Here is a 22,047-nt window from a genome sequence, read left to right on the forward strand (position 1 = left end):
TGACTATCTGAAGAGGTGATTTTAGTGCGGATCAATGGCATGCATAATGGTAGCGCTTTCATCACCCTTTTATTGTCTTATTTGGCCATATTCCTGCTTCCTCTTGCTTTTGGATCGATTCTCTATACGAAGACAAGCAATATAATGGTGGATAATGCGAACCGGGCAAACTTTGCGATGCTGGAACAGTTTCGTCAAGTGATGGACATCAAACTTAAGGAAGTTGAGCAAATGTCCCAGCAAATCGCTTTGAATGCCCGGCTGCAATGGCTGATAAATAACGCAGATACCGCAGAAATATCGGACGCGTACAAGTATGTAGAGTTCGTGTCGGAACATATGTCACGATATCAAAATGCGAGTAATTTCATTTACGATTACTACATCTACCTAGGAGCGAACGATACGATATTGTTGCCAACGGCCAAGACAACGGGAGAAATGCTGTATAACCGGTTGTATCATCCAATCGGCATTAGCTTCGATACATGGCGCAGCGGGCTATTAGACATTCCTCATTATCAGGATTATATTCCCTCTACCTACGAGACACCAAGCGGAAACAAGCTAGATACCATTACTTACGTCCAGACGCTACCCCTGGGAGAACTAAGTGCGATCCGCGGAGCCTTAGTGATAATGCTTGATATGAATAAAGTTCGCAGTATGCTGACTCAGATCGAATCCGCTTACCAAAGCTCCGTCTTTATTCTCGATCGTGAAGATCGTCTTATTGTCGGGAATGAGGAACAGTCGGTTCTCTGGAATCAATTCCGTGGTAAAGTGACGAAAGATGTACCCTATGAGTACTCGGATCAAGGTGTCGATAAAATGCTTTTGACTACTGTATCCGAGCGTAACGGGTGGAACTATGTTCTGATCATGCCCAAGGAAGTCTACCTTGAAAAGGTAGATACGCTGAAAAACTGGATGATGACCCTTCTTCTGATCTGTCTGGTTGGAGGGGCAGCAGCGATCGTTTTCTGGCTGCATCGCAATTATACTCCGCTGCGGGACGTCGTACGCGTGCTACAAAAGGAGAGGCCAGGGCAAACAGCACAGTTGGCCAACGAATACGAATTTATCCGGGAAACGATTCGAATGACCCTACATGAAGAGCAGGAGCTTCGGCATATTTTATCCCGTCAGACACCAGTCATTCAGGCAAGCTTCCTGTCACGCTTCGTACGCGGTCATGTGGATGTTTCCCGAATGACTGATGAGTCACTTCGGTTTATGGATATTAACCTCATCTCCGAATCCTTTGCGGTTATTTTGATTGATATCGCCGATTTCAGCCGCTTCAGCACCGATCAATCAGAACGGCAGTGGGCGCTCATTCGCTTCATTATTTCCAATATTGCTAACGATCTGATTCGTGAACGCGCATGGGGGTATTCGGTAGATCTGGATCAGAACCGGCTTGCACTGCTGGTGAACTTCTACACGGAAGTGCAGGTTGATGCATCGCAGGAGCTGGACAGTATCGCTGACCGACTCATGCATGTTATTGAAAAGAAGTTCAAGACGTATATTACGATAGCAATAGGGGACATGCACGAAGGAATGGACGGGGTTGGTGAATCCTACTTTGAAGCGCTTAGTGCTCTGGATTATAAAATGTATAGAGGCCATAGCGCGATCATACGTTACAGTGAGATTGCTGCAGCGGATCGACATTATTATTACCCGATAGAAACTGAAAGCCAATTGATCAATTTCACCAAAAGTGGCGATGTGGACAATGTTGGCAAATTGATTGACAATCTGTTTCATGCCCATTTCAGCACGCGGCGGATAACACCTGAATTAGGTAGAAGCCTGTTCAATAACATGGTCAGCACTTTATGGAAAATTATTAACCCAATGGATCCATTCTACAACGAAGTGTTTGGCAATGGATTCGAGCCGCTTAAAGAGCTTTCCACCTGCGCAACTGTCGATGAGATGAAGGTCAAAATCCGGGACTGGTTTCTTGCTCTATGCCACTTTTTGAACGAGAGCCGCAGCCGTAATACTAGCCTGCTGTCTGATCGAATTGCTAAATATATCGAACAGCATTATGGTGATGATATGCTCAGCTTGACAATGATTGCCGAGCAATTTCAGTTAACCCCTCAGTACTTGTCAGCTCTCTTTAAGAAACAGACAGGAATGAACCTGACGGATTACTTAACGAGAGTACGTATTGACGAAGCCAAGAAGCTAATGAAGAATAAGAAACTAACCTTCACCCAAATTGCGAATAAAGTCGGCTACGCGACCGATATCGGATTTATTCGGGTATTTAAGAAGTATGAAGGGACAACTCCGGGCAAATACCGCGAGTCGTTGTAAGGATTGCATCTTGAAAGGGCTAATCCCTTAATGGGAAACAGCTTCAAGGGCTGCCGGTGTGAAAGATCGGCAGTGAAAAGCTTGAGAAATCAGGCTTTTTTTATTTGCTAGCATTTGCTTCTGCTTTACATAAGAAATCGATAAAATGCTTCATGAGACTGTTGATGGGCGCATCTTTTAAATAAATCAGTTCAAAGTTCCGATTAAGATCCGGCAGCTTCATAACCTTGACTTCCTGAAGCTCGTTCGTTTCCAGATCGTTATGAATGGAAAAACGCGGCAGAAATGCTATCCCCAGCTTCTGCTTGACCATCCGTTTCACTACCTCGATGTTATCGACCTCCATCACCACATGTTTTTCCAATTGAAAATGGCTGAAGGCAGAATTAATCAATGTCCAGTCCAACGAACCGCGATTAAACAAAATCAATTTCTCTTTGGCAACTTCTTCGATCGTTACTTGTTTGCGGTTTTGAAATGGATGTCCAGGATAAACAGCTAACAGCATATCGTCTTGCAGAAGTTGTATACGGTGAATTTTCGGATGGTTGACCGCTCTAGCGATGCCAAAGGACACTTCATGATGCAGGACCATATCCAACACCTGATGCGAATGTCCTGTGAAAATAGTTAGCTTCACTTTGGGATACATCGCCTGAAAATGTTCCACCAAGTTCGGCAGAATGTATAAAGCCGCTCCAAAAACAGAGCAGATCGACATATCGCCCTCCAGTTCACCTTGAATGCGCTGGATGGCTTGCTGGCCGTCTTGAATGGTTTGAAGCAATTTCTTGGCGAAAGGAAGGAACGCTTCACCTTCTTCTGTTAACGCAACGGCAGTCCCGTTCCGAAGAAACAGCTTGCAGTTCAGATCTGCTTCGAGTGATTTGATCCTCTGACTGACAGTGGGCTGAGATAGATACAACAGGTTGGCCGCTTTGCTGAAGCTTCCGGTCAAAGCTACAAAAACAAAGCATTCGGCATGATCCGTATTCAAATGAACGCCTCCGCTCTTATTATATTTTCTTATAGCTAACATGTAATTATGCGATTGGACGAATCGGATTGTATCCATTAGTTTGGATATGATATTAATTTTCATAGCATGCAATTGGAGGAGCTACAGTATGAGCATAGCGTATTTGAACGGAATTTTCATCAAACCGGATGAACCAGCTATTCCGATCGATGAACGAGGACATCAATTCGGCGACGGAATCTATGAAGTGATGCGCTTTTATAACGGGAAACCTTTTATGCTGGACGAGCATTTGGACCGGTTGTTCCAAAGCGCCTCGGCGATAAGACTGAAGCTGCAGCAAGACCGGGAAGCTTTGAAACAAATCATCTACGAATTGGTGAATCGAAGCGGGATGACCAACTTGGATGTATATATACAAATCACGAGGGGGATTGCGTCAAGGAATCACTTGTTCCCGGATTGCCCCGTTTCGATAGCTATGACCGCTAAGCCTTTTCGGGAGATCCCGGCAGAAGCGAGGGAAGAGGGGGCAAGTGGCATGCTGCATCCGGATGAGCGTTGGGAAAACTGTTACATCAAGTCTCTGAACCTGCTGCCGAATATATTAGCGAAACAAGCAGCCTATGAACAAGGCTGTCTGGAGGCGATTCTCGTGCGGAATGGCCAAGTGACGGAGGGAACAAGCTCCAACGTGTACATGGTGAAGCAATCAACCATCTTCACCACACCGCTTTCCAAGCATATTTTATCGGGTATTACAAGAATAGCCGTAAAAGCAATAGCGGAAGATTTGGCTATTCCGTTCGTAGAACGATACTTTACACCAGACGAGCTGCTGCAAGCAGATGAAGTTTTTGTTACTAGCACAACGTTGGAAATTATGCCAATCGTTCGTTTTGATGGCGACAGACAAATTCTTGACGGAAAGCCTGGTCCTATTGCCAATGCTCTGTATGACCGCTTCAAGCGGATAACAGAATAGAATCATAGGAATCATGAATCTACAACAAAGGATGACGGATAATGCGTATTATTGATCTTCATTGCGACGCTCTATTAAAAATATGGAGATCGAACGGTCAGCTCGCGTACAACAACGCCCCGGAGCTTGCATCGAATAAAGCACGTTTGCTTCAGGGTGGCGTCAGTACTCAATGCTTTGCTGTATTCGTACCGCCTACATTGAGAGCGGAGCACAAATTTCAAGCAGCGTTAGATCAAATTCATTACTTCTATGATGAGGTTCTTGGTAAAAATCCGGAAATGAAGCATATCAAAGAGTGGAGCGATTTTGACCTTCTCCAGGAAGGGCAAATCGGCGCAATGCTGACATTGGAAGGCGTTGACCCGATCGGAAACGACCTGCGCCAGCTTCATATATTATTTCAGCTCGGCGTTCGTTCGGTCGGATTAACTTGGAACCATGCCAATCTGGCAGCAGATGGTGTATTGGAACCGCGTGGCGCGGGATTAAGCGTCTTCGGCAAAGAAATAGTACACTTTAATAATGCCCATCAACGGTTGACCGATGTATCTCATTTAAGCGAAAATGGTTTTTGGGATGTAATAGAGCTAGCGGATTATCCCATAGCTAGCCATTCCAATGCCAAAGCGATATGCGATCACCCTCGGAATCTAACGGATGAACAAGCTAAAGCCATGTTTGATAAGGGTGGGATGATTCATGTCATCTATTCTCCGGCTTTTGTAAAGCAAGGTGAAGGCGTGATTATAAGCGACCTAATCAAACATATTGATCATTTTTGTTCGCTCGGAGGCGTGCGGAATATTGGCCTTGGTTCCGATTTTGACGGTATTACCAGATTTATTGACAAGCTGGAGAATGCCTCTATGAGCCAAAATGTCATTGAAGAACTATTGAAATATTACAAGGAAGATGAAGTCCGGGGGTTTGCTGCTGATAACTTTCTACGCTGCCGTCCGCGATAAGATATGGAATGGAGGTTCTGGACATGTCTGATCAGGATTGGTCGAAATTAGAAGCTTATGTAGAACACATAATGGAACAAGAGTTTATTGCGGGAGCTGCAGTCGCTGTATCGAAGCATGGGAAAATCATCTACAAGAATGGTTTTGGTGTTAGGGATATCCACACGAAAGAGCCGGTTACACCGGACACGGTTTTCGGTACGGCGTCGATCACCAAGTCGTTTACTGCTTTGGCAATCATGCAGCTCGCGGACGAAGGTATGATTTCTCTAAACGATCCGGTTATCCGTCATTTACCGGGTTTTAAGTTGAATAGAAGGGAATCAAGCGAAAGTATCACCATTCATCATTTGCTTTCCCATACGACTGGCATGCCGCCCCTGCGCCGTAGGGAGGATTTCAACCGATTCAGCGAGCACTTGGCATATTTGGCGAATGAAACTTACGATCTGTTGGGTACGCCGGGACAATATTTCAGCTATTGCAACGATACGTTCCTGCTGCTTGGGGCAATCATTGAACGTATTTCTGGACGTCCTTACTGGAAGCATATGACGGAACGCATTCTGGAGCCGCTGCATATGTCTAGGACCACATTTAGCTTGGGCGAGCTGGAAAGCTGGGGTAACGTATCCGTGCCTTATGTGAAAAATAATAAATCCGGTTCTTTGGATGCCGTGCCTTGGCCTAAGCTGGGAAACTATGCGGTGGGAGGTGGGATTCGCTCGAATGTACTGGATTTGCTAAAATATGGCCAATGCTTTGTCCAAAGTGGCAGCGATGATGCGATTGTAAATCAGGATTCCGTTAGAAACATGTGGAATCCGGCACATCGAATTGGAAGAATTACCCACTACGGATATGCCTTGCGAATGACTCCTGACTACTCAGGAGTGACGTTGGTCGAGCACGGAGGCGGGCAACCCGGCGTATCTTCTCACTTTGGTTTTGTACCTGAAGAAGGATTGGTGGCTGCTGTATTGACGAACGTAGCGAATGTCCCTGCAAGCGACCTGTGGTTATCCGCTATTAACACAGCACTAGGCTTACCTTTGGAACAAAAGAGTAGCATCGAACCGTATTACGAGGCTTCTCTTGAGCAATTGGAGAAGCTCGTCGGCACCTATCGATCGGCTGAAGGCGGGAATCTTACCATTGTACTCGATGAAGGCAAACCGAAAGCGGAAGTCGACGGCAACACTTTCATGCTACGGGTAAGCAGCGACCATACGCTTGTTATTGAGAACAAGGAGTATCCAATCCGATTCTTCTTTAAGGACGGCCCTGAAGCATGGGCTGCCTTGTATAGTTCTCGTATGTTGACAAGAGTAAGCACGGACTAATAAGAAATACCACATCTTTCAATATCCTAACGATGGAGAGAATAACGAATGAGCAAGAAACGTTTTCGCGATTACGGCCTCGTTGTCGGGAAGCTTCCGACAGGAAAGCACAACAGTATAACGGATGTCCCGGGTGTAGCGGTTGGACATGTGACATTGAAAATGGACCTGCAAGGAACAAATGTTCGGACTGGGGTTACAGCGATTTTGCCGCATCAGGGGAATCCTTTTCGAGATAAAGTCGTTGCTGCTACTCATGTCATCAACGGTTTCGGCAAAACAACCGGACTTATGCAGGTTAACGAGCTCGGAACTATAGAATCGCCCATAATGCTTACCAATACGTTCAGCGTTCCTGCAGTTACGGAAGGCGCTCTGCAATACATGATGGAGCTGGACGAGGGGATCGGTGACAAGGACGGCTCATTGAATGTCGTTACAGGGGAGTGCAACGATAAGATGCTGAATGATATGAGAGGCCTTCATGTGGGCCCTGAGCATGCCGTCCAAGCAATCCGACAAGCTCAGTCTGACCACCCCGTACCGGAAGGTGCTGTCGGGGCTGGTACTGGCATGGTGTGCTTCGGTTATAAAGGAGGAATCGGCACGTCCTCCAGACGGCTAACGGTGGAAGGCCACGACTATCATATCGGGGTATTGGTTCTGACGAATTACGGCCTCGGTGACGATCTGACTATCCTGGGTCATCCGGTCGGTGCTTTCCTTCGTCAGAAAACGCTGGAGCGGGGGAATAACGACGGCTCGATCATAATCGTCGTCAGTACGGACCTGCCGCTAGATGCCCGCCAATTGCAAAGAATTGCAAAAAGAGCGAGCTTCGGTCTAGCACGAACGGGTTCTATCGCTCATCACGGCAGCGGGGACATCGTGATTGCATTCAGTAACGGCAATCGTATTCCACATACCCCAGAAACTGCGTTCATAACATTGAAAAGCATTCGGGAGGATGGACCGCTTATGTCTGAATGTTTTCGTGCGACCGCAGACGCAACAGAGGAAGCTATCTATAACTCCTTACTTATGGCTGAGACGACTTTGGGACGTGGAGGAAGTGAGGTTCACTCGTTTCCTATTGAGGAAGTGCTGTCGATTCTGCGTATACCGTGAATGAGAGGAGCCGGATTACAGAGCGTGATCCAATTCAAGTTTTTACGTTTATTTATTAGGACAATGTTCTTGTCTGGTGCTAACACCAAGAACATTGTCCTTTTTTTGCTCCCTACATACGTTGACGACCTTGGAAGAGTATTCTGTGACAAAATGCTATCCTTGGTGTTGATACCCTTGAATCAATAGAAAGATATCTTGATCAATATGTATAACATTTGTATAATTCAATATAAATTAGAACTCAAAATTATACATATATCAAGCTTGAAGGGGATAGTTCATGGTTAGCTTAAGAAATACTGTATATTCCACCACACAAGTACTCGATCAGGATGCGGTTCTTGCAGCAATGGAGCGTTCATTGGCCATGATCGAATTTGATACCCAAGGGAAAGTTTTATGGGTAAATGATAACTTCGCACGTGCTATGGGATATGAGGCATCGGAAATGCCTGGATTAATGCATCGGCAGTTCTGTACACCGGGGTTTGTGAACAGTCCGGAATATACGAAGCTTTGGGATGAATTAAAAAGTGGACATCCTTTCCAGGAAAAAATATTACGGGTCACAAAGGATCGGCGATTGTTATGGTTTGAGGCAACATATACTCCTGTTTATGACGAGGCAGGTCATGTGATGGCCATTATTAAGGTAGCGACCGATATTAGCGCTCGAGAAAGCGCTACCACCAAAGTCACAAGCGAATTGCAGCTCATGGCGGAGGATCTCTTAAGACGCACAGAGGAAGGTATTTCCAGTAGCAATGAAATTGCATCCGCCTTCGAACGAATCGTTAAGGAATCCAATGATAATATGAATTTCCTGCAGTTATTGGAACAGAAGTCCAAATCGGCTCATGGAATTATAAAGTCAATCCGTGAAATCGCAGAGCAGACCAAATTGCTGTCTTTGAACGCCGCGATTGAGGCCGCGCACGCAGGAGAGCATGGGCGCGGCTTTAATGTGGTAGCAGACGAAGTTCGCAAGCTGGCTAAACAAGCAGAGGAAGCAACGACAGAAGTGTATTCCAATTTAGAAGGTATTGCCACTCAGATTGAAGGTATTGCAAAAGGTACGAAACGTTCACAGACGATCATAACAGAAAGCCAAATTCGAATTCAAAGAGCAGTTAATGAATTTATGGGCATCGGTCAAGCAGCACGTCAACTTGATAACCAAGCGAAAGCATTAGGGGATATGCTATAAAGACAACAAAGAGCCGTGATTACATCCATTCATTTCTTATTGATACTCGTTGTTTTCCTCCTCTCAGGGTGATATTATCGTGGAATTTGGACCTGAACCAGCCTGCTACCCGTTGTTCACCGATTCGTTTCAGAACGGGTGACAAAATATTATGGATAACATCTTGAAAGTGATAAAGGGAGAACGCAAAGTCGATGGTTTCATTAGCTTTATTGCGATCCAAATCAATCCACCAGTTGAAAATCATCTTGGAGATGCGTCCGACCACTAAGGGCTATTTTCATAGATAGAAACCTCACAGTCACTCATTGTTAAAATCTTTTCAGTGCTCAAACCGACCGGTTCAGCACCTACTTTTCACTTCGTCATTATTATCTCCTTTCACATGTTACTCTCTGCCGGTTGGGCCGACACTATTAGAAAAACTGCATCATCGCTGCCAAGTTGACCATGAATATATTGTACAGAATTTGTATAGATTTTGTATAAATTAATGCGGGAATTTACAATTTGTTAGCGTTTATTTTAACGCGATTCAGGTGCAAGAAATTACCGTAGGCTGCGATAAAATATGTCCCATTTGCAATGAATAACACCCACATGCTCCGTCTATGTCGCAATAGTAATGAAAGGGTGAAGGGGCGAAGTTAAGAAAGGATTAGTACTGTAACAAAAATAAAAAAGACGAGAGAGGTTGAGGCCCTTCTCGTCTTTTTTTTCTGGATAAAACATATTAATTCTAGATTTCACAGCAATGTTATTTCGTGTAAACCTCGAATTCATTAACGTTTGCTTCGCCCGTACCCGATAAGATCAATAATCGAATGTACCTTGAAGTAATAGGGTTGAAGGTTATTGTTTTTGAGGAACCAATTGTAGTGCCGCTTATAATGTCAGTAAAGTTGGTCCCATCATTTGAAGATTGTAGTTTGAAGGAGGCAATACCCGCGTGAGTCGTTTCACAAATAATGACCTTGCTGTAAGGTTGGCTTGTGCCCAAATCCACCTGCAACCATTCTCCAGCGATAAGCCCCTTAGAGGAAGCCCAACGAGTGCTCGTAGTGCCGTCAACAGCTTTAGCCGCAGAATAAGTGCTGCTCCACTCAGAAGAAGCGACCGCAGTCTTACCTAGAGCCAAGTTAACCCCAACATTTGCTGAAGGACCTACATCGGTAGTTGTTAACGCTTGGATGACGATAGGAGAGGTTGAATACTGGTCTGCCCCTGTATCTACCGTTGATCTTGTTTGCCCGTCCATATCATGAGTTACAAACGAGGTATAGCTCGTATTGGCATATTGGATTGCAGGGCTGCTGGAGGTAAGCTTCTGTAATCCATTTACAGTTGTGAACAGTGGGTCCGTCATCCAGAACTCGCTCTGAGCAGCTGTAGTGCCGAGAGTCCCCTGAGCGATATTTTTCGAGAAAACGGTATTAGACACTAGACGCTTGTTCAAAAGGGAAGCAGCGGTACCTTTAATAATATTGTTGGCGAACACACTATCAACCGGAGGAAGGTTACTCCCGTGTCCAATGATAATCGGTCTGTTATTAGCGTTAACGATAGTGTTGTTGACTACTGTGGCTCGGAACACTTGCGCATGTCCAAAGCTGGAATCCGTATACGCATCTCCACCGCCGAACAGAATCGGATACTCGGAGGCTCCGTCAATATAGTTGTTATACACTTTATGATCTTTTTCGTAAAATTTGATGCCTCCTGCACCGGACTTGTTCCCTTGAAGCATGAAGTTGCCGTAGATCGAGTTCTTATTGCCGGCACGGGAAGAAAGCATGCCCGATGAGGTCTTGATTGTATTGAAACGAACCGTATTGTTAGAAGCCTTGATAGTAACGATCTCAGCATCGCCATCACAATTAACAAAGAGGTTATATTCGACGACCATGTAGGTGTCCTGATAATCGCCTGCCATCCCGGCACAACCAAGGCAAATGGTCTCGAGACCGTTGCTGTTGTCGTGAAAGTAGTTATGATCGATTTGTGTGTAACGTGGCATATTGGGGTTATAAGGAGATTGGTAATTTGCCCAATCGGTTCGGTCAGTTGGATTAGTCACACCTGGAATGGTTTGGTAACCAAGCGCCATTATGTAGTGACCACCCACAGTTGCCGGTCCAAATTCACTGTAATCGACGCGATTATTGTTACTATTCCCAGCGATCAGAACCCATTCTGTTGTCCCGGTAACATTCAATTGGAAGGTGGAGCGGGTGATCCGATTGTTATTTCCTTCAATTAAGACACCTACGTTGCGGCTTTTGCCATCAACTGTCTTGGTACCGCCGCTTGTGGTTACTTTAATGCCATTCAACGTCGTGTAATTAGCACCCTGCAGGTGAATAACACCCGTGTTGAAAACGGCTTTCCCTTGATTGGCTGCTTTAATCTCAATAGGGGCTATAGCCGTTCCTTGAGTTTGGATGGTAAGACCTGAATAGTTTCCATCAGCCAAAACGATGACATCTCCCGCACTAGCGGACGTTAACGCCGATGCAAGCTGAGAATCATTGCTTACATTAACTGTAGCTGCGTGTGCTTTCGCAGTGAGGAAAAATAACAAAGATAGTATTGTCAGCACTGAAACCATAGCAAGCAAACTTGTTGTCCTGATGTTGTTTCTGTTAATGATTGCTCCCATTATCATTCTCCTTTTTTTCTTAAAATAGGATCATCTCGGTCCATGTAAACGGATTCAATTGTTTGTTTTCTCCTTTCCTGTTAGGATAAGTTAATAATAAAAAAAGGTGTAAAAGGAATAAATGTTTGAGATTAACAATTTTTTGGATGATAATCATTTTTACAATATTGATGAAACTTTTAACACCAAATCGAAACGACTTTGATAATAGTTTTATAAAGGGGGGACATAAATGAATGATGGGAAAATCATAGGTAAAGGCAATACGGCAACTATATATGAGTGGGAAGAAGGTAAGGCGCTTAAGCTTTTCAATCACGGGTATCCCAAAAACGCGGTAGAAAGAGAGTTTCAAAACGCAAAGGCAATCCAAAAGTTGCACTTTGCAAAACCAAAGGCATATGAAATCATTTATTCCGATGAGCGAATGGGGATTATATATGACAGAGTGGAGGGCGTGTCCCTGTTGGATTGGGTTTTGAAAACAGGTAACCTCCAAGGATGTGCGGAACATATGGCAAGGCTGCATAAGACAATCCTTTTGAACAGAGTGAGCAATGTACCGGACTACAAAGAATTTTTAAAATCCAATATATTAAATGCACCATCGGCTAGTTTATCGGAACAACAAGGAGTATTAGAAATACTGAATGGATTGAAAGATGGAGATACACTTTGTCATGGTGATTTTCATCCGGGTAATATCCTGCTATCAAACGGGCAGACAGTAGTTATAGACTTCATGAATGTGTGCCATGGGGAATATTTGTACGATGTTGCAAGAACTATTTTTTTGGTGGAATATACACCCGTTTCAGCTGATGCAGACGATAGAGAAAAGCTTCTGAGATTTAAGAAAACGGTGGCAGATTTATATCTTATCGAAATGGATGTTACCCGACAAATGATAGAAGATTATCTATCTATGATTATTACGGCTAGAAAAGGTGAATGTCCCGACGAATAGATAAAGACAGTATAAGGGCCGATGAATGACATAAGAGAGCTTAGTGAACAAATAGAACAAGGCTATACCGGTATGTACGAGAAGCCTCGTTAAGCAAAACTATGAATAATGTATGTGTCATACTGATAGGTGACGTGAAAAAAATGATTATTTTTTCCATAATTGCCCTCCAACATCTAATTATGACTGTACACAATAGATATATAAAAGTATACATAATATATAATATGTAAACTTAATCTTAACAGCAACACTTGTATTACATATTGGAGGGTGACATGCTTATGCATTGTAAACCGTCTATTGCAATATGTGCTAAGCACGCATGCATCAGCGATTACTGATAGTTGAAAAACTAACTCTATACATACAAACATACATTCGGTATAGTTGTATCATATTTTCCATATTAAGGTTATAATGTAATGTGTCAGTTTCTTATATCGGAACGTGCGTTCCAGTATTGAAGTATCCTAATTTACTGAAAATGAAAGGGAGGAAGGAATGACACAAAATGGAATTGTTTTGGTTGCAAGCGTATCTATAATTCGTGAAGACCAAGTTTTGATAATAAAAGAAAACAAACCATCTGTCAGGAATAAATGGAATTTTCCTGGAGGAAGGATTGAACCAGGGTAGCTGTTCCAGACGGCGGAGAGGATTCTCCGAATTCATCCGAAAGCTGCAATTAACATTGCCAACATAACCAAGTATGAACGTTTAATTATATTTATCTTTTCCATACATATCATTCCTTTCCATATATTAGACAAAAAGGTGTTCAAAAAGTTGTGCATGCGGGGAAAAATGAGACGTGTGGTACTGAAAGGACTATCGTGCGCTTCTCACCATGTTTAGTAGCTCAGTACTACCGAGGGGGCCCCATGCCCATCTTGATGACCGGGAGACACCGCTAGAAGAGACGCTTGAGACTTTCGACCGACTGGTCAGATCAGGGAAGGTTCGAGCCATAGGCTGCAGCAATTACGAGCTTCATAGACTGCAAGAAGCCAGAGCCAATCTCAACTGGATCTTCTAAATAAACCAGACTAAACTCACAATACACTCAACTGAATGATTAAGCTCCCTCAAAATGATGAAGGCTCACTCTGCTGGGCAGCAATTCGCGAGGATGCATCCATGAATTTTGCAGCGATTACTGAGTTAACGAGCCGACATCCTGATGTAGAACTCATCTTTGTGGAAAGCGGCGGAGACAATTTGGCTGCAACGTTCAGCCCAGAGCTTGTAGATTTTTCGATCTATATTATCGATGTAGCACAAGGTGAGAAAATCCCTCGCAAGGGCGGCCAAGGGATGATTAAGTCCGATTTGTTCGTGATTAATAAAATTGATCTTGCTCCCTATGTGGGGGCGAGCCTTGATGTTATGGAGTCAGACACAAAGACGTTCCGAGGGAATAAACCGTTCGTGTTTACCAATTTAAAAGAAGATGTCGGTCTTCCAGATATTGTTCATTGGATTAAAGAAAATGCCTTGCTGTCAGGACTTCAATAATATGGAGCAAATGGATAACTGGACTGGATTTCTTTGGCTAGCAGTTCGGCAAAAAAGAGAGAGGACGATTCCTGCGGAGGTCTATAACCGAGGGGCCCTTAAGGTTACTCCACCCATTTATCTTGACGATCCCATTCAGCCCTGTTTTTACATGATGAACCCTGGTGGCGGGTATGTTGATGGAGATCGATACCGAGTGGAAATTCACGTTGGGGAACAAGCACAGATGCTGCTCACCACCCAATCCTCTACCAAAATCTACAAAACAATGATATGTCCAGTGATTCAGGAAACGTCCATCGTTCTCGAGAAGGATAGTTACTTGGAGTATATGCCGGACCCAATTATCGCGTATCAGCATGCACAATATCAACAACATACCGTGATACGAATGAAACGCGGCTCATCGATGCTTTACGGCGATATCGTAACACCAGGGTGGGCTCTCGATGGCAGCTTGTTCCGTTACAATAGACTACAGTTGAAAACGATGGTTTATTTAGAAGGTGAACTGGTTGTGCTCGACCATCTCCAGCTTCGACCGGATGTGCATGATGTGGGAGGATTAGGATTTCTTGAAGGGTACACCCATTTCGGATCACTGATTGTCATTGGAGAAAAGGCCACCCCAGATTTCGTTGAGAAAGTAAGTGATGTGCTTGGCGTATGTGCAGGTTCTTGTCAAATCGGAGTATCTAGATTGATCCTCCCCGGATTCTCCTTAAGAGTACTTGCATCCTCTACCCAACAAATTGAAGCCCTATTTGAAACATGCCAGCGGTTCGTTCGGGAGCAATGGTTCGGTAAGAAACCAATTTCATTTCGTAAATATTAGTACGTTACCGCTGAATAAGAGAAGAATAATTATTGGGGCTGCGACATGGCAGCCCTTTGTTATGCCTTGCGGGACTTATGAGTAGTGAAAAGTGGTGAAAATTCGTAATTCGGCACCATTTGGCAGTGAATTGTATGGTGTTGGCAGTCTCTTCTTCCTTATATTGATTGTGTGAAATTAATTTTGGCTAAGGAGAGGTGCTTAACTTGAAACTAAATACTACAAATGGAACAAAACCAATGGCTGGGGAGGCTCTAATTCGAAAGGTTCTTCTGACGAATGCCGCTTCATCAGGGGTTACAGGGTTAGTACTGCTTTTATTTCCTCAGTTTGTAATGGACTGGACAGGCTTGGACAACCGAGCGGCCTTGATGGGAACGGGGATTTTCCTCCTTATCATCGTTACATTTCTATTATGGACGGCAAGCAGGAATGTTGTTTCCCCCGGAATGTACTGATTTTTTCCATTCTGGACTTTGTTTGGGTAATCGATAGCATCATTTTGTTGTGTTGGACCGGTCCCAATCTTATGATATCGGCCATTGGTATTGCAGCAGTTATTTTGGTCGCTGCGGTCGTTGGAGTGTTTGCCCTATTTGAGGGGACATACTATTGGAATAATCGCTTTACTGATAAATAGTTCCCAATCAAGTCGCAAGCAGAACGCGTGGATGCGAAGGAATGTTGAAGGGCATGTTTTTACGAGCAAATCAATCATCAAGGAACAAATAATGGTATAGTAAGTCAAGAGTTAGCGACAGTCTGGAACTTTCACCCTTGTTCTGGACTGTTTTTGTTTTTTAAGGGCAGGCAATAATCCCAAATAGAGAACCCAAGACAAATATTATTACAATTAAAATACCTGTAGCCTAAGCTGTAGAAAACGAAGTAAAATAAAGGACGAAATGTATTTAAATGAAAATATATCTAACTGCTTTCAAATAACTGCAGGAGGACTGTAAAATGAGTACAACTTTCTTTCTTGTACGGCATGCTATAAAAGAAAGGACGATTGGGGATGTCTCGATTACCCAAAAAGGGATATTGCAAGCACAATCAACAGCACAAAGTTTTTGTGAATTGCCGATAACAACCATTGTCACAAGCCCACTTCGCAGGGCGAAAGAAACAGCAAAATTGATTGCATTTCAAACAAAATCAAAAATTTCAGAGGATATTCGTTTGCGTGAACGTGCTAACTGGGGAGATTTACCTGAACAAACATTTGATGAATTTGTCGCGATGTGGGAGCGAAGTACATATGATCCCGACTATATACCAGCCGTAGGCGATTCTGCGAAACAAGCAGGTGCTCGCTTATCCTCGGTATTATTAGATTTGGCAAAGAAACATCCGCCTGAAAGTAACATTGTAATTGTTACTCATGGAGGATTAATAACAGACTTTCTTGTAAATACATTTTCCGAGAACCAACTAAATGTTTGGCACCCTGATTTTGTGGCAGTACAAAGCACACTGGTTCCTGAGTGCTCGATAACAAAGCTGATTTATGAAAGCGGAAATTACATATTAGATGTCTTTGCATCAGTAGAACATTTAAAATCATAATAATTCTTAATAAGCTAACAAGAATCAGTAGCAAAAAGGCCACCCGAGCGGCATTCCAACGCTACTATGACACACTAAAGCACAATAACCACCAAGAAGAGGCTGTCGATTGGGCAAGGTAACAGAAATAATGAAATAATGGATAGGAGGAACTTGACTGTGATTAGAAAAAATTTTTTAGGAAAAGAGTTTGAAGTAGAATGTGTTGGCTGCTCGATAGTAGAAGAAACATTTGAAACGCCAGGAGGGTTTATTTTTCAGACCAATCATTTCGTATTGCATCAAGATCCAGAAATTCCGATTGAAGGATTTTTTTGCATTTCCTCAAAAAGACATTTTAAATATTATCATGAAATGAATTCAGACGAACAAATAGAATTAAGCACCTTGATTTTTCGTGCTAGGGAAATAGCTTGCAAAATGAATCCCACTATTGAATACACAATAATTATCGAAGAACGATCGCAGCATTTTCATGTATGGTTGTTTCCAAGATTAGAATGGATGAGCGAATTTCCTAACTCACTTTCATCAATTAGAGACATAATGAAATATTCAAGAAGCACTCACTCAAATTCAGACAATATAGCTAAGATTCTAAATGTCATTGAGAGAGCAAAGAAATGGTCAAAGATGTAATGTAAAATAAATGTCAGTTGGTCCACCAGTCGAAACCGCTATAACGTGAACGATCCACTAGCCCACTCCTTTCTTACAGAGAAACATCATCACTAAGCCCAAAATAATTAGGCCTTTACCTATACTACTCTTTTCTGGGTCATCATTTAATGCATAGAACCCACCTACAATGAGACCAACAAGCGGTATGAAAAAAGTTGCGATATACAATAAAATGATTGCGCCGCTATTATTTTGTATGCCATAATTTAAAGTTTCGCTCCATTCAAAGTAGTTATATAGTATTTAACCATAAATTGATGAACAGAGAATATATTTCAAGTAGTTGTAAAAGTGTTGTCATTACACTTGGATTTATTCCCGATAAGGAGAAATTTTTGCTAAAAAGCAACTAGGATGCAGCTACGAATGTTGATCAGAGGCCTAATTTATGCGAAAATAGCGTTTTTGTGTTTTATGTGATAAAGTTGTTGTGATAGAAGGTTTTTATAAGCATTTCTCCTTTGATTATTAGTGTTTTTGGAACAATGAATTATTATGCGTTAGTAAATCAACTTCCATTGGTAACGGTAAATCAAAGCCTCAATCCTAGCAAGAAGTTGGGTTAAGGCCTTGTTTTTGTACGTTCCTATCAATTAGAGGATGACTTCTCACTTTTTAGTAGCTTTTAAATAGCTTAATACTATCCTATAATAGTAAATAGATATTTAAATCTATATATAATAGTGATAAACTATGATCATGTTGTTTTAATTGATCCAGAAGAAGTGTGTGACTAGGTCGCACACTGGCTTGCTATGTAGTTTGAGCAGTAACGACTACATCTTTTCTTCAAATACTAGCGTGTAAGGACGGTAAACATGAGTAACAGACAAACTAGAACTGACGTTATCTTAATTGGTGCCGGAATCATGAGTGCGACTTTAGGGTCACTACTGAAAGAATTAGTACCGGACTGGGAAATTAAAGTGTTTGAGAAGCTAGAAAAAGCAGGAGAAGAGAGCTCTAACGAATGGAATAATGCGGGAACAGGGCATTCCTCATTATGCGAGCTTAATTACACTGTCGAAAAACCGGACGGATCCGTAGATATTAGCAAAGCTATAAAAGTGAATGAAGAGTTTCAGCTTTCAAAGCAGTTTTGGTCTTATCTTGTAGACAGCAACCTAATAAGTAATCCGCGGGACTTTATTGTTCCAGTGCCTCATATGAGCTTTGTACAAGGGGAACAAGATGTAACTTTTCTAAAAAAACGTTTTGCAGCTCTGTCGAATAATCCGTTGTTTGAAGGAATGGAATTTTCTGATGACCCGGAAAAACTGATGGAATGGATTCCGCTTATGATGAAAGACCGGGCATTGAATAAACCTATAGCGGCAACAAGAAGCGAATCTGGAACGGATGTCAACTTTGGTGCTTTAACGCGGTTATTGTTTGATCACCTAAAGAGTAAAAACGTAGACATAAAATACAAACAAAATGTAGATGATATTAAACGTAGTAGTGACGGCTCATGGGAATTGAAAGTACGGAATCTCGATAGCGGTACCGTGGAACGTCATACTGCAAAATTCATTTTTATCGGCGGCGGGGGAGGAAGCCTCCATTTGCTGCAAAAATCCGGTATTCCTGAAGGTAAAGGTATTGGAGGATTCCCGGTAAGCGGACTATTTTTGGTGTGTCAGAAACCGGATATTGTAGCACAACATCGTGCAAAAGTATATGGACAAGCTCCTGTGGGTGCACCCCCAATGTCTGTTCCGCATCTTGACACAAGAGTTATCGATAATAAAGAATCGTTGTTATTTGGACCATTTGCCGGGTTCTCACCAAAATTCTTAAAAACCGGTTCCATGTTCGATTTGATAACTTCCGTAAAACCGCATAATCTTATCACTATGATGGCGGCAGGAGTAAAAAACGCTTCATTGACAACATACCTGATCAAGCAAGTTATGTTATCGAAAGAACAGCGCATAGAAGAATTAAGAGGATTTGTTCCGAATGCCAAAGGCGAGGATTGGGATTTGCTCGTAGCAGGTCAGCGTGTGCAAATTATTAAAGATACGGCTGCCGGCAAAGGAACCCTTCAGTTTGGTACGGAAGTTATTAGTGCCACTGATGGCTCGATAGCTGCATTGCTCGGCGCTTCTCCGGGTGCTTCTACCGCAGTCTCCGTCATGCTTGAAGTAATAAATAAATGCTTCCCGGAACATATAAAAGCGTGGGAGCCTAAAATAAAAGAAATGATTCCTTCTTATGGCGTGTCTCTATTGAAAAAGCCAGAGCTTCTCCGTGACATTAATACCTCAACAACTCGGACGCTTGGACTAAGCGAAGTGACAGATAGCACGTCAACCGGTGTTAAAAATAACGAAGTTTTGGTTTGAGACCCAGTGCAGCACTAGGGGATGGGAACAATATCGAGCTTCAAGTTCAGTAACCACTCTCTGCACTATTGGAGAGTGGTTTTATTGATTCAATAAAACGGAGAATGATCTCCTTTCTGTTGAAAAAGGATACCGATAGGAAAGCAAATTAGAAACAAAATAGGAATGGAGCAAATCAATAATGTCTATTTTGCCAAATTGCCCGGAATGTAATTCAGAATACGCGTATGAAGATGGAGGACTATTGGTTTGCCCAGAATGTGCTCACGAATGGAGTTTAGAAACCGAAAATAGTGAAGATCAAAAAATCATTAAAGATTCAAACGGAAACGTCTTAAAAGATGGAGATTCTGTATCAGTAATCAAAGATCTTAAAGTAAAAGGAACTTCATTAGTTGTAAAAATAGGTACAAAAGTAAAAAACATTCGTTTGATTGATGGAGATCATAACATTGACTGCAAAATGGATGGGTTTGGAGCAATGAAATTAAAATCAGAGTTTGTAAAAAAGATATAAATGCGGGATAAATGAATGAAATGACTATACAACGGAAGCCTTCTGACATGGAGGGCTTTTTTCTTTTTTAAGTTTCTTGACGAACTAGTCGAAGCCGGCCTATCGAACAAAAACCATTTCTTATCCTCAATTAAAACAATAAGGAAGAGGAAATGTGAAATATTTCACAATGTTCTTTCTAGTCATGATGACTATTAGTTTTTCTGGTTGTTCAACTAAAGATATAGCTAGTAGCTTTAATGAAAAAGATATTAAGATTAAATTAGTCCACTCAGAGTCGAATAACGATTATCAATCATATGAGATGGAAGTAACCAATACGGGTAAGTTCGAAATTGGGTATTTGAACTTCTATTTGTATTATCCAGTTATCCTATCATACATCCCAGTATCTACCTACTTGGAAGCCCTTTTTGTTTCCAAATAAACATTTGGAGAAACAATAAATGATCCTTTGTTAATGATTTTTGAAACGGTTAAAGCTAAGCTTCGTATAATTTCTTTAACACCACATTTTAGAAATAAAATCTAACCATGGTGGAAATTATAGTGATTAAACAATAAAACTTAGAGGAGTAGATGGAAATCTGAACCTGAGCGGCTAACGATACATTTTCAAAATAGAGTAGAAATAAGAAAGTTCAATCAAAATATAAGGAAGGTCGATATGGGGTTAAATCTGTTACTTGTTGCTGTACTTATCTTATTAACTGCATTTTTTGTTGCTACGGAGTTTGCCATAATTAGATTACGCGGCAGTAGGGTAGACCAGCTTGTACAAGAAGGAAGGAAGAATGCGACTTCTGTCCAAAAAGTACAAAGTAATCTGGACGGATATCTGTCCGCATGTCAATTGGGTATTACAATCACAGCCTTAGGGTTAGGTTGGTTAGGTGAACCTACTATCGAAAAAATGCTGCATCCTTTGTTTAGTGCACTTGAGCTTGGTGAAGAGGCAAGCACCTTAATATCGTTTTTGCTGGCTTTCATATGTATGACTTATATTCATGTCGTTTTAGGTGAACTGGCACCGAAGACGCTCGCTATTCAAAAAGCAGAGCAGATCAGCTTGTTAACAGCTAAACCCATTATGTACTTTTATAAAGTCATGTATCCTTTTATATGGTTGTTAAATGGTTCTGCGAATGTGCTTATTCGAATGTTTGGCTTAAAACCAGCCAAGGAACATGAAGAAGCTCACTCAGAGGAAGAAATCCAAATTATTGTATCAGAAAGTTATCAGAGTGGGAAAATTAACAAAACCGAGTATGGTTATGTGAATCGGATTTTTGCTTTTGACGATTTGTTAGCAAATGAAATCATGGTTCCACGAACTGATATGGTATGCCTCTTTACTAACAATACCCTTGAAGAAAATCTAAATATCATTCGCAGCGAACAATATACCCGGTTCCCAATTGCTAGTGACAGTAAAGACAATATTATCGGAATGATCAATACCAAACATGTTTTCCTCAATTATGATAGACATTCTGATTCCCATTCGTTCGATTTCCGTAAGTTGGTACATCCTGTTTTGAAAGTACCAGAGCACATGCCTGTAAATAAACTACTTACGAAAATGCAAAAGGAACGTGTTCATATTGCTATTCTTGTTGATGAATATGGCGGGACTTCAGGTTTAATAACAATGGAAGATATTCTTGAAGAGATTGTTGGCGAAATTCGTGATGAGTTCGATGATGATGAAACCAAAGAGATAGAAAAAGTGGATGACCATACTTTTATACTAGATGGAAAAGTGCTTTTGAGTGAAGTAAATGAATTATTTGCGAGTCGTTTATATCATGATTCCGTTGATACGATAGGGGGGTGGCTTTATTTAGAAAACCCCGAAGTTGAAGTTGGAACTCCTTTAATTTATAACGATTTGACATTCATCGTCCTTAAGAAAGACAGTCATCGTATCCGAAGAATTGAAGTGCGAAAGTTAGTACCTATATCTTAGGGATATTGAAAATATGTAAGTATAAGCCCGCCGA

18 protein-coding genes and 2 pseudogenes are annotated in these 22,047 nt (G+C 42.1%); 17 read left to right on the forward strand and 3 right to left on the reverse strand.

The window, feature by feature from the left end; genetic code table 11:
* Positions 1 to 24: 24 nt before the first annotated feature.
* Positions 25 to 2,337: a helix-turn-helix domain-containing protein gene (locus QMA13_RS16550; RefSeq protein WP_282942679.1), complete on the forward strand. Its 2,313-nt coding sequence runs from the start codon at positions 25 to 27 to the stop codon at positions 2,335 to 2,337.
* A 100-nt stretch (positions 2,338 to 2,437) separates the two neighbouring features.
* Here QMA13_RS16550 and QMA13_RS16555 read toward each other — a convergent pair whose 3' ends face one another.
* On the reverse strand, positions 2,438 to 3,376 hold the full coding sequence (locus tag QMA13_RS16555; protein ID WP_282942680.1) for a LysR family transcriptional regulator: 939 nt from the start codon (positions 3,374 to 3,376) through the stop codon (positions 2,438 to 2,440).
* A gap of 88 nt (positions 3,377 to 3,464) precedes the next feature.
* Between QMA13_RS16555 and dat the strand changes: the two genes are divergently transcribed.
* The 5 genes from dat to QMA13_RS16580 all read left to right on the forward strand — a co-directional run bounded on the left by dat (position 3,465) and on the right by QMA13_RS16580 (position 8,950).
* Positions 3,465 to 4,301: a D-amino-acid transaminase gene (gene dat, locus QMA13_RS16560; protein WP_282942682.1), complete on the forward strand. Its 837-nt coding sequence runs from the start codon at positions 3,465 to 3,467 to the stop codon at positions 4,299 to 4,301.
* Positions 4,302 to 4,342: 41 nt separating this feature from the next.
* On the forward strand, positions 4,343 to 5,269 hold the full coding sequence (locus QMA13_RS16565; RefSeq protein ID WP_282942683.1) for a dipeptidase: 927 nt from the start codon (positions 4,343 to 4,345) through the stop codon (positions 5,267 to 5,269).
* A 23-nt stretch (positions 5,270 to 5,292) separates the two neighbouring features.
* Entirely contained in the window at positions 5,293 to 6,612 is a 1,320-nt protein-coding gene (locus tag QMA13_RS16570) for a serine hydrolase domain-containing protein (protein ID WP_282942685.1), read from the forward strand.
* Between the two features lie 48 nt (positions 6,613 to 6,660).
* Positions 6,661 to 7,740 (forward strand): P1 family peptidase, encoded by a 1,080-nt coding sequence (locus tag QMA13_RS16575; RefSeq protein ID WP_282942687.1) that lies wholly within the window; start codon positions 6,661 to 6,663, stop codon positions 7,738 to 7,740.
* Between the two features lie 283 nt (positions 7,741 to 8,023).
* Positions 8,024 to 8,950: a methyl-accepting chemotaxis protein gene (locus QMA13_RS16580; protein ID WP_282942689.1), complete on the forward strand. Its 927-nt coding sequence runs from the start codon at positions 8,024 to 8,026 to the stop codon at positions 8,948 to 8,950.
* A 19-nt stretch (positions 8,951 to 8,969) separates the two neighbouring features.
* Here QMA13_RS16580 and QMA13_RS16585 read toward each other — a convergent pair whose 3' ends face one another.
* Both QMA13_RS16585 and QMA13_RS16590 read right to left on the reverse strand, forming a co-directional pair.
* Positions 8,970 to 9,218, reverse strand: coding sequence for a hypothetical protein (locus QMA13_RS16585; protein WP_282942691.1), 249 nt, complete (start codon positions 9,216 to 9,218; stop codon positions 8,970 to 8,972).
* Between the two features lie 489 nt (positions 9,219 to 9,707).
* On the reverse strand, positions 9,708 to 11,609 hold the full coding sequence (locus QMA13_RS16590) for a chondroitinase-B domain-containing protein (RefSeq protein WP_282942693.1): 1,902 nt from the start codon (positions 11,607 to 11,609) through the stop codon (positions 9,708 to 9,710).
* Positions 11,610 to 11,841: 232 nt separating this feature from the next.
* On the opposite strand from QMA13_RS16590, the gene QMA13_RS16595 reads away from it, so the two are divergent.
* The 11 genes and pseudogenes from QMA13_RS16595 to QMA13_RS16645 all read left to right on the forward strand — a co-directional run bounded on the left by QMA13_RS16595 (position 11,842) and on the right by QMA13_RS16645 (position 22,013).
* Entirely contained in the window at positions 11,842 to 12,576 is a 735-nt protein-coding gene (locus QMA13_RS16595; protein WP_282942694.1) for an aminoglycoside phosphotransferase family protein, read from the forward strand.
* Between the two features lie 504 nt (positions 12,577 to 13,080).
* A pseudogene (locus QMA13_RS16600) lies at positions 13,081 to 13,212 on the forward strand (DNA mismatch repair protein MutT); the annotation flags it as partial.
* Positions 13,213 to 13,426: 214 nt separating this feature from the next.
* Positions 13,427 to 13,615, forward strand: coding sequence for an aldo/keto reductase (locus QMA13_RS36605; RefSeq protein ID WP_481858183.1), 189 nt, complete (start codon positions 13,427 to 13,429; stop codon positions 13,613 to 13,615).
* Positions 13,616 to 13,671: 56 nt separating this feature from the next.
* Positions 13,672 to 14,094, forward strand: a pseudogene (ureG, locus tag QMA13_RS16610) (urease accessory protein UreG); the annotation flags it as partial.
* A gap of 1 nt (position 14,095) precedes the next feature.
* The gene (locus QMA13_RS16615) at positions 14,096 to 14,929 is read left to right on the forward strand and encodes an urease accessory protein UreD (protein ID WP_282942697.1); all 834 of its coding nucleotides are present in this window, start codon (positions 14,096 to 14,098) and stop codon (positions 14,927 to 14,929) included.
* Between the two features lie 206 nt (positions 14,930 to 15,135).
* Positions 15,136 to 15,387 carry a hypothetical protein gene (locus tag QMA13_RS16620; protein ID WP_282942698.1) on the forward strand — a complete coding sequence of 84 codons (252 nt, stop codon included), beginning with the start codon at positions 15,136 to 15,138 and terminating at the stop codon, positions 15,385 to 15,387.
* Between the two features lie 505 nt (positions 15,388 to 15,892).
* A complete protein-coding gene (locus QMA13_RS16625; protein WP_282942699.1) occupies positions 15,893 to 16,498 on the forward strand; it encodes a histidine phosphatase family protein in 606 nt (201 codons plus the stop codon).
* A gap of 159 nt (positions 16,499 to 16,657) precedes the next feature.
* Entirely contained in the window at positions 16,658 to 17,137 is a 480-nt protein-coding gene (locus QMA13_RS16630) for an HIT family protein (RefSeq protein ID WP_282942700.1), read from the forward strand.
* Between the two features lie 860 nt (positions 17,138 to 17,997).
* Positions 17,998 to 19,527, forward strand: a complete 1,530-nt coding sequence (locus QMA13_RS16635) for a malate:quinone oxidoreductase (protein WP_282942702.1) — start codon at positions 17,998 to 18,000, stop codon at positions 19,525 to 19,527.
* 181 nt (positions 19,528 to 19,708) lie between these two features.
* On the forward strand, positions 19,709 to 20,044 hold the full coding sequence (locus QMA13_RS16640) for a zinc ribbon domain-containing protein YjdM (protein ID WP_282942704.1): 336 nt from the start codon (positions 19,709 to 19,711) through the stop codon (positions 20,042 to 20,044).
* Between the two features lie 667 nt (positions 20,045 to 20,711).
* Positions 20,712 to 22,013 (forward strand): hemolysin family protein, encoded by a 1,302-nt coding sequence (locus tag QMA13_RS16645; protein WP_282942706.1) that lies wholly within the window; start codon positions 20,712 to 20,714, stop codon positions 22,011 to 22,013.
* The last annotated feature ends 34 nt before the right edge of the window (positions 22,014 to 22,047 follow it).

This window comes from Paenibacillus sp. RC67 (genome assembly GCF_030020805.1).
GTDB lineage: Bacteria > Bacillota > Bacilli > Paenibacillales > NBRC-103111 > Paenibacillus_S.

What these genes read in the sequence shown, in the direction of transcription:
- QMA13_RS16555 (WP_282942680.1), bottom strand. Translation starts at nt 3,376, where the DNA reads ATGTTAGCTATAAGAAAATATAATAAGAGCGGAGGCGTTCATTTGAAT.
- dat (WP_282942682.1), top strand. Translation starts at nt 3,465, where the DNA reads ATGAGCATAGCGTATTTGAACGGAATTTTCATCAAACCGGATGAACCA.
- QMA13_RS16565 (WP_282942683.1), top strand. Translation starts at nt 4,343, where the DNA reads ATGCGTATTATTGATCTTCATTGCGACGCTCTATTAAAAATATGGAGA.
- QMA13_RS16570 (WP_282942685.1), top strand. Translation starts at nt 5,293, where the DNA reads ATGTCTGATCAGGATTGGTCGAAATTAGAAGCTTATGTAGAACACATA.
- QMA13_RS16575 (WP_282942687.1), top strand. Translation starts at nt 6,661, where the DNA reads ATGAGCAAGAAACGTTTTCGCGATTACGGCCTCGTTGTCGGGAAGCTT.
- QMA13_RS16580 (WP_282942689.1), top strand. Translation starts at nt 8,024, where the DNA reads ATGGTTAGCTTAAGAAATACTGTATATTCCACCACACAAGTACTCGAT.
- QMA13_RS16590 (WP_282942693.1), bottom strand. Translation starts at nt 11,609, where the DNA reads ATGGGAGCAATCATTAACAGAAACAACATCAGGACAACAAGTTTGCTT.
- QMA13_RS16595 (WP_282942694.1), top strand. Translation starts at nt 11,842, where the DNA reads ATGAATGATGGGAAAATCATAGGTAAAGGCAATACGGCAACTATATAT.
- QMA13_RS36605 (WP_481858183.1), top strand. Translation starts at nt 13,427, where the DNA reads ATGTTTAGTAGCTCAGTACTACCGAGGGGGCCCCATGCCCATCTTGAT.
- QMA13_RS16615 (WP_282942697.1), top strand. Translation starts at nt 14,096, where the DNA reads ATGGAGCAAATGGATAACTGGACTGGATTTCTTTGGCTAGCAGTTCGG.
- QMA13_RS16625 (WP_282942699.1), top strand. Translation starts at nt 15,893, where the DNA reads ATGAGTACAACTTTCTTTCTTGTACGGCATGCTATAAAAGAAAGGACG.
- QMA13_RS16635 (WP_282942702.1), top strand. Translation starts at nt 17,998, where the DNA reads ATGAGTAACAGACAAACTAGAACTGACGTTATCTTAATTGGTGCCGGA.
- QMA13_RS16640 (WP_282942704.1), top strand. Translation starts at nt 19,709, where the DNA reads ATGTCTATTTTGCCAAATTGCCCGGAATGTAATTCAGAATACGCGTAT.
- QMA13_RS16645 (WP_282942706.1), top strand. Translation starts at nt 20,712, where the DNA reads ATGGGGTTAAATCTGTTACTTGTTGCTGTACTTATCTTATTAACTGCA.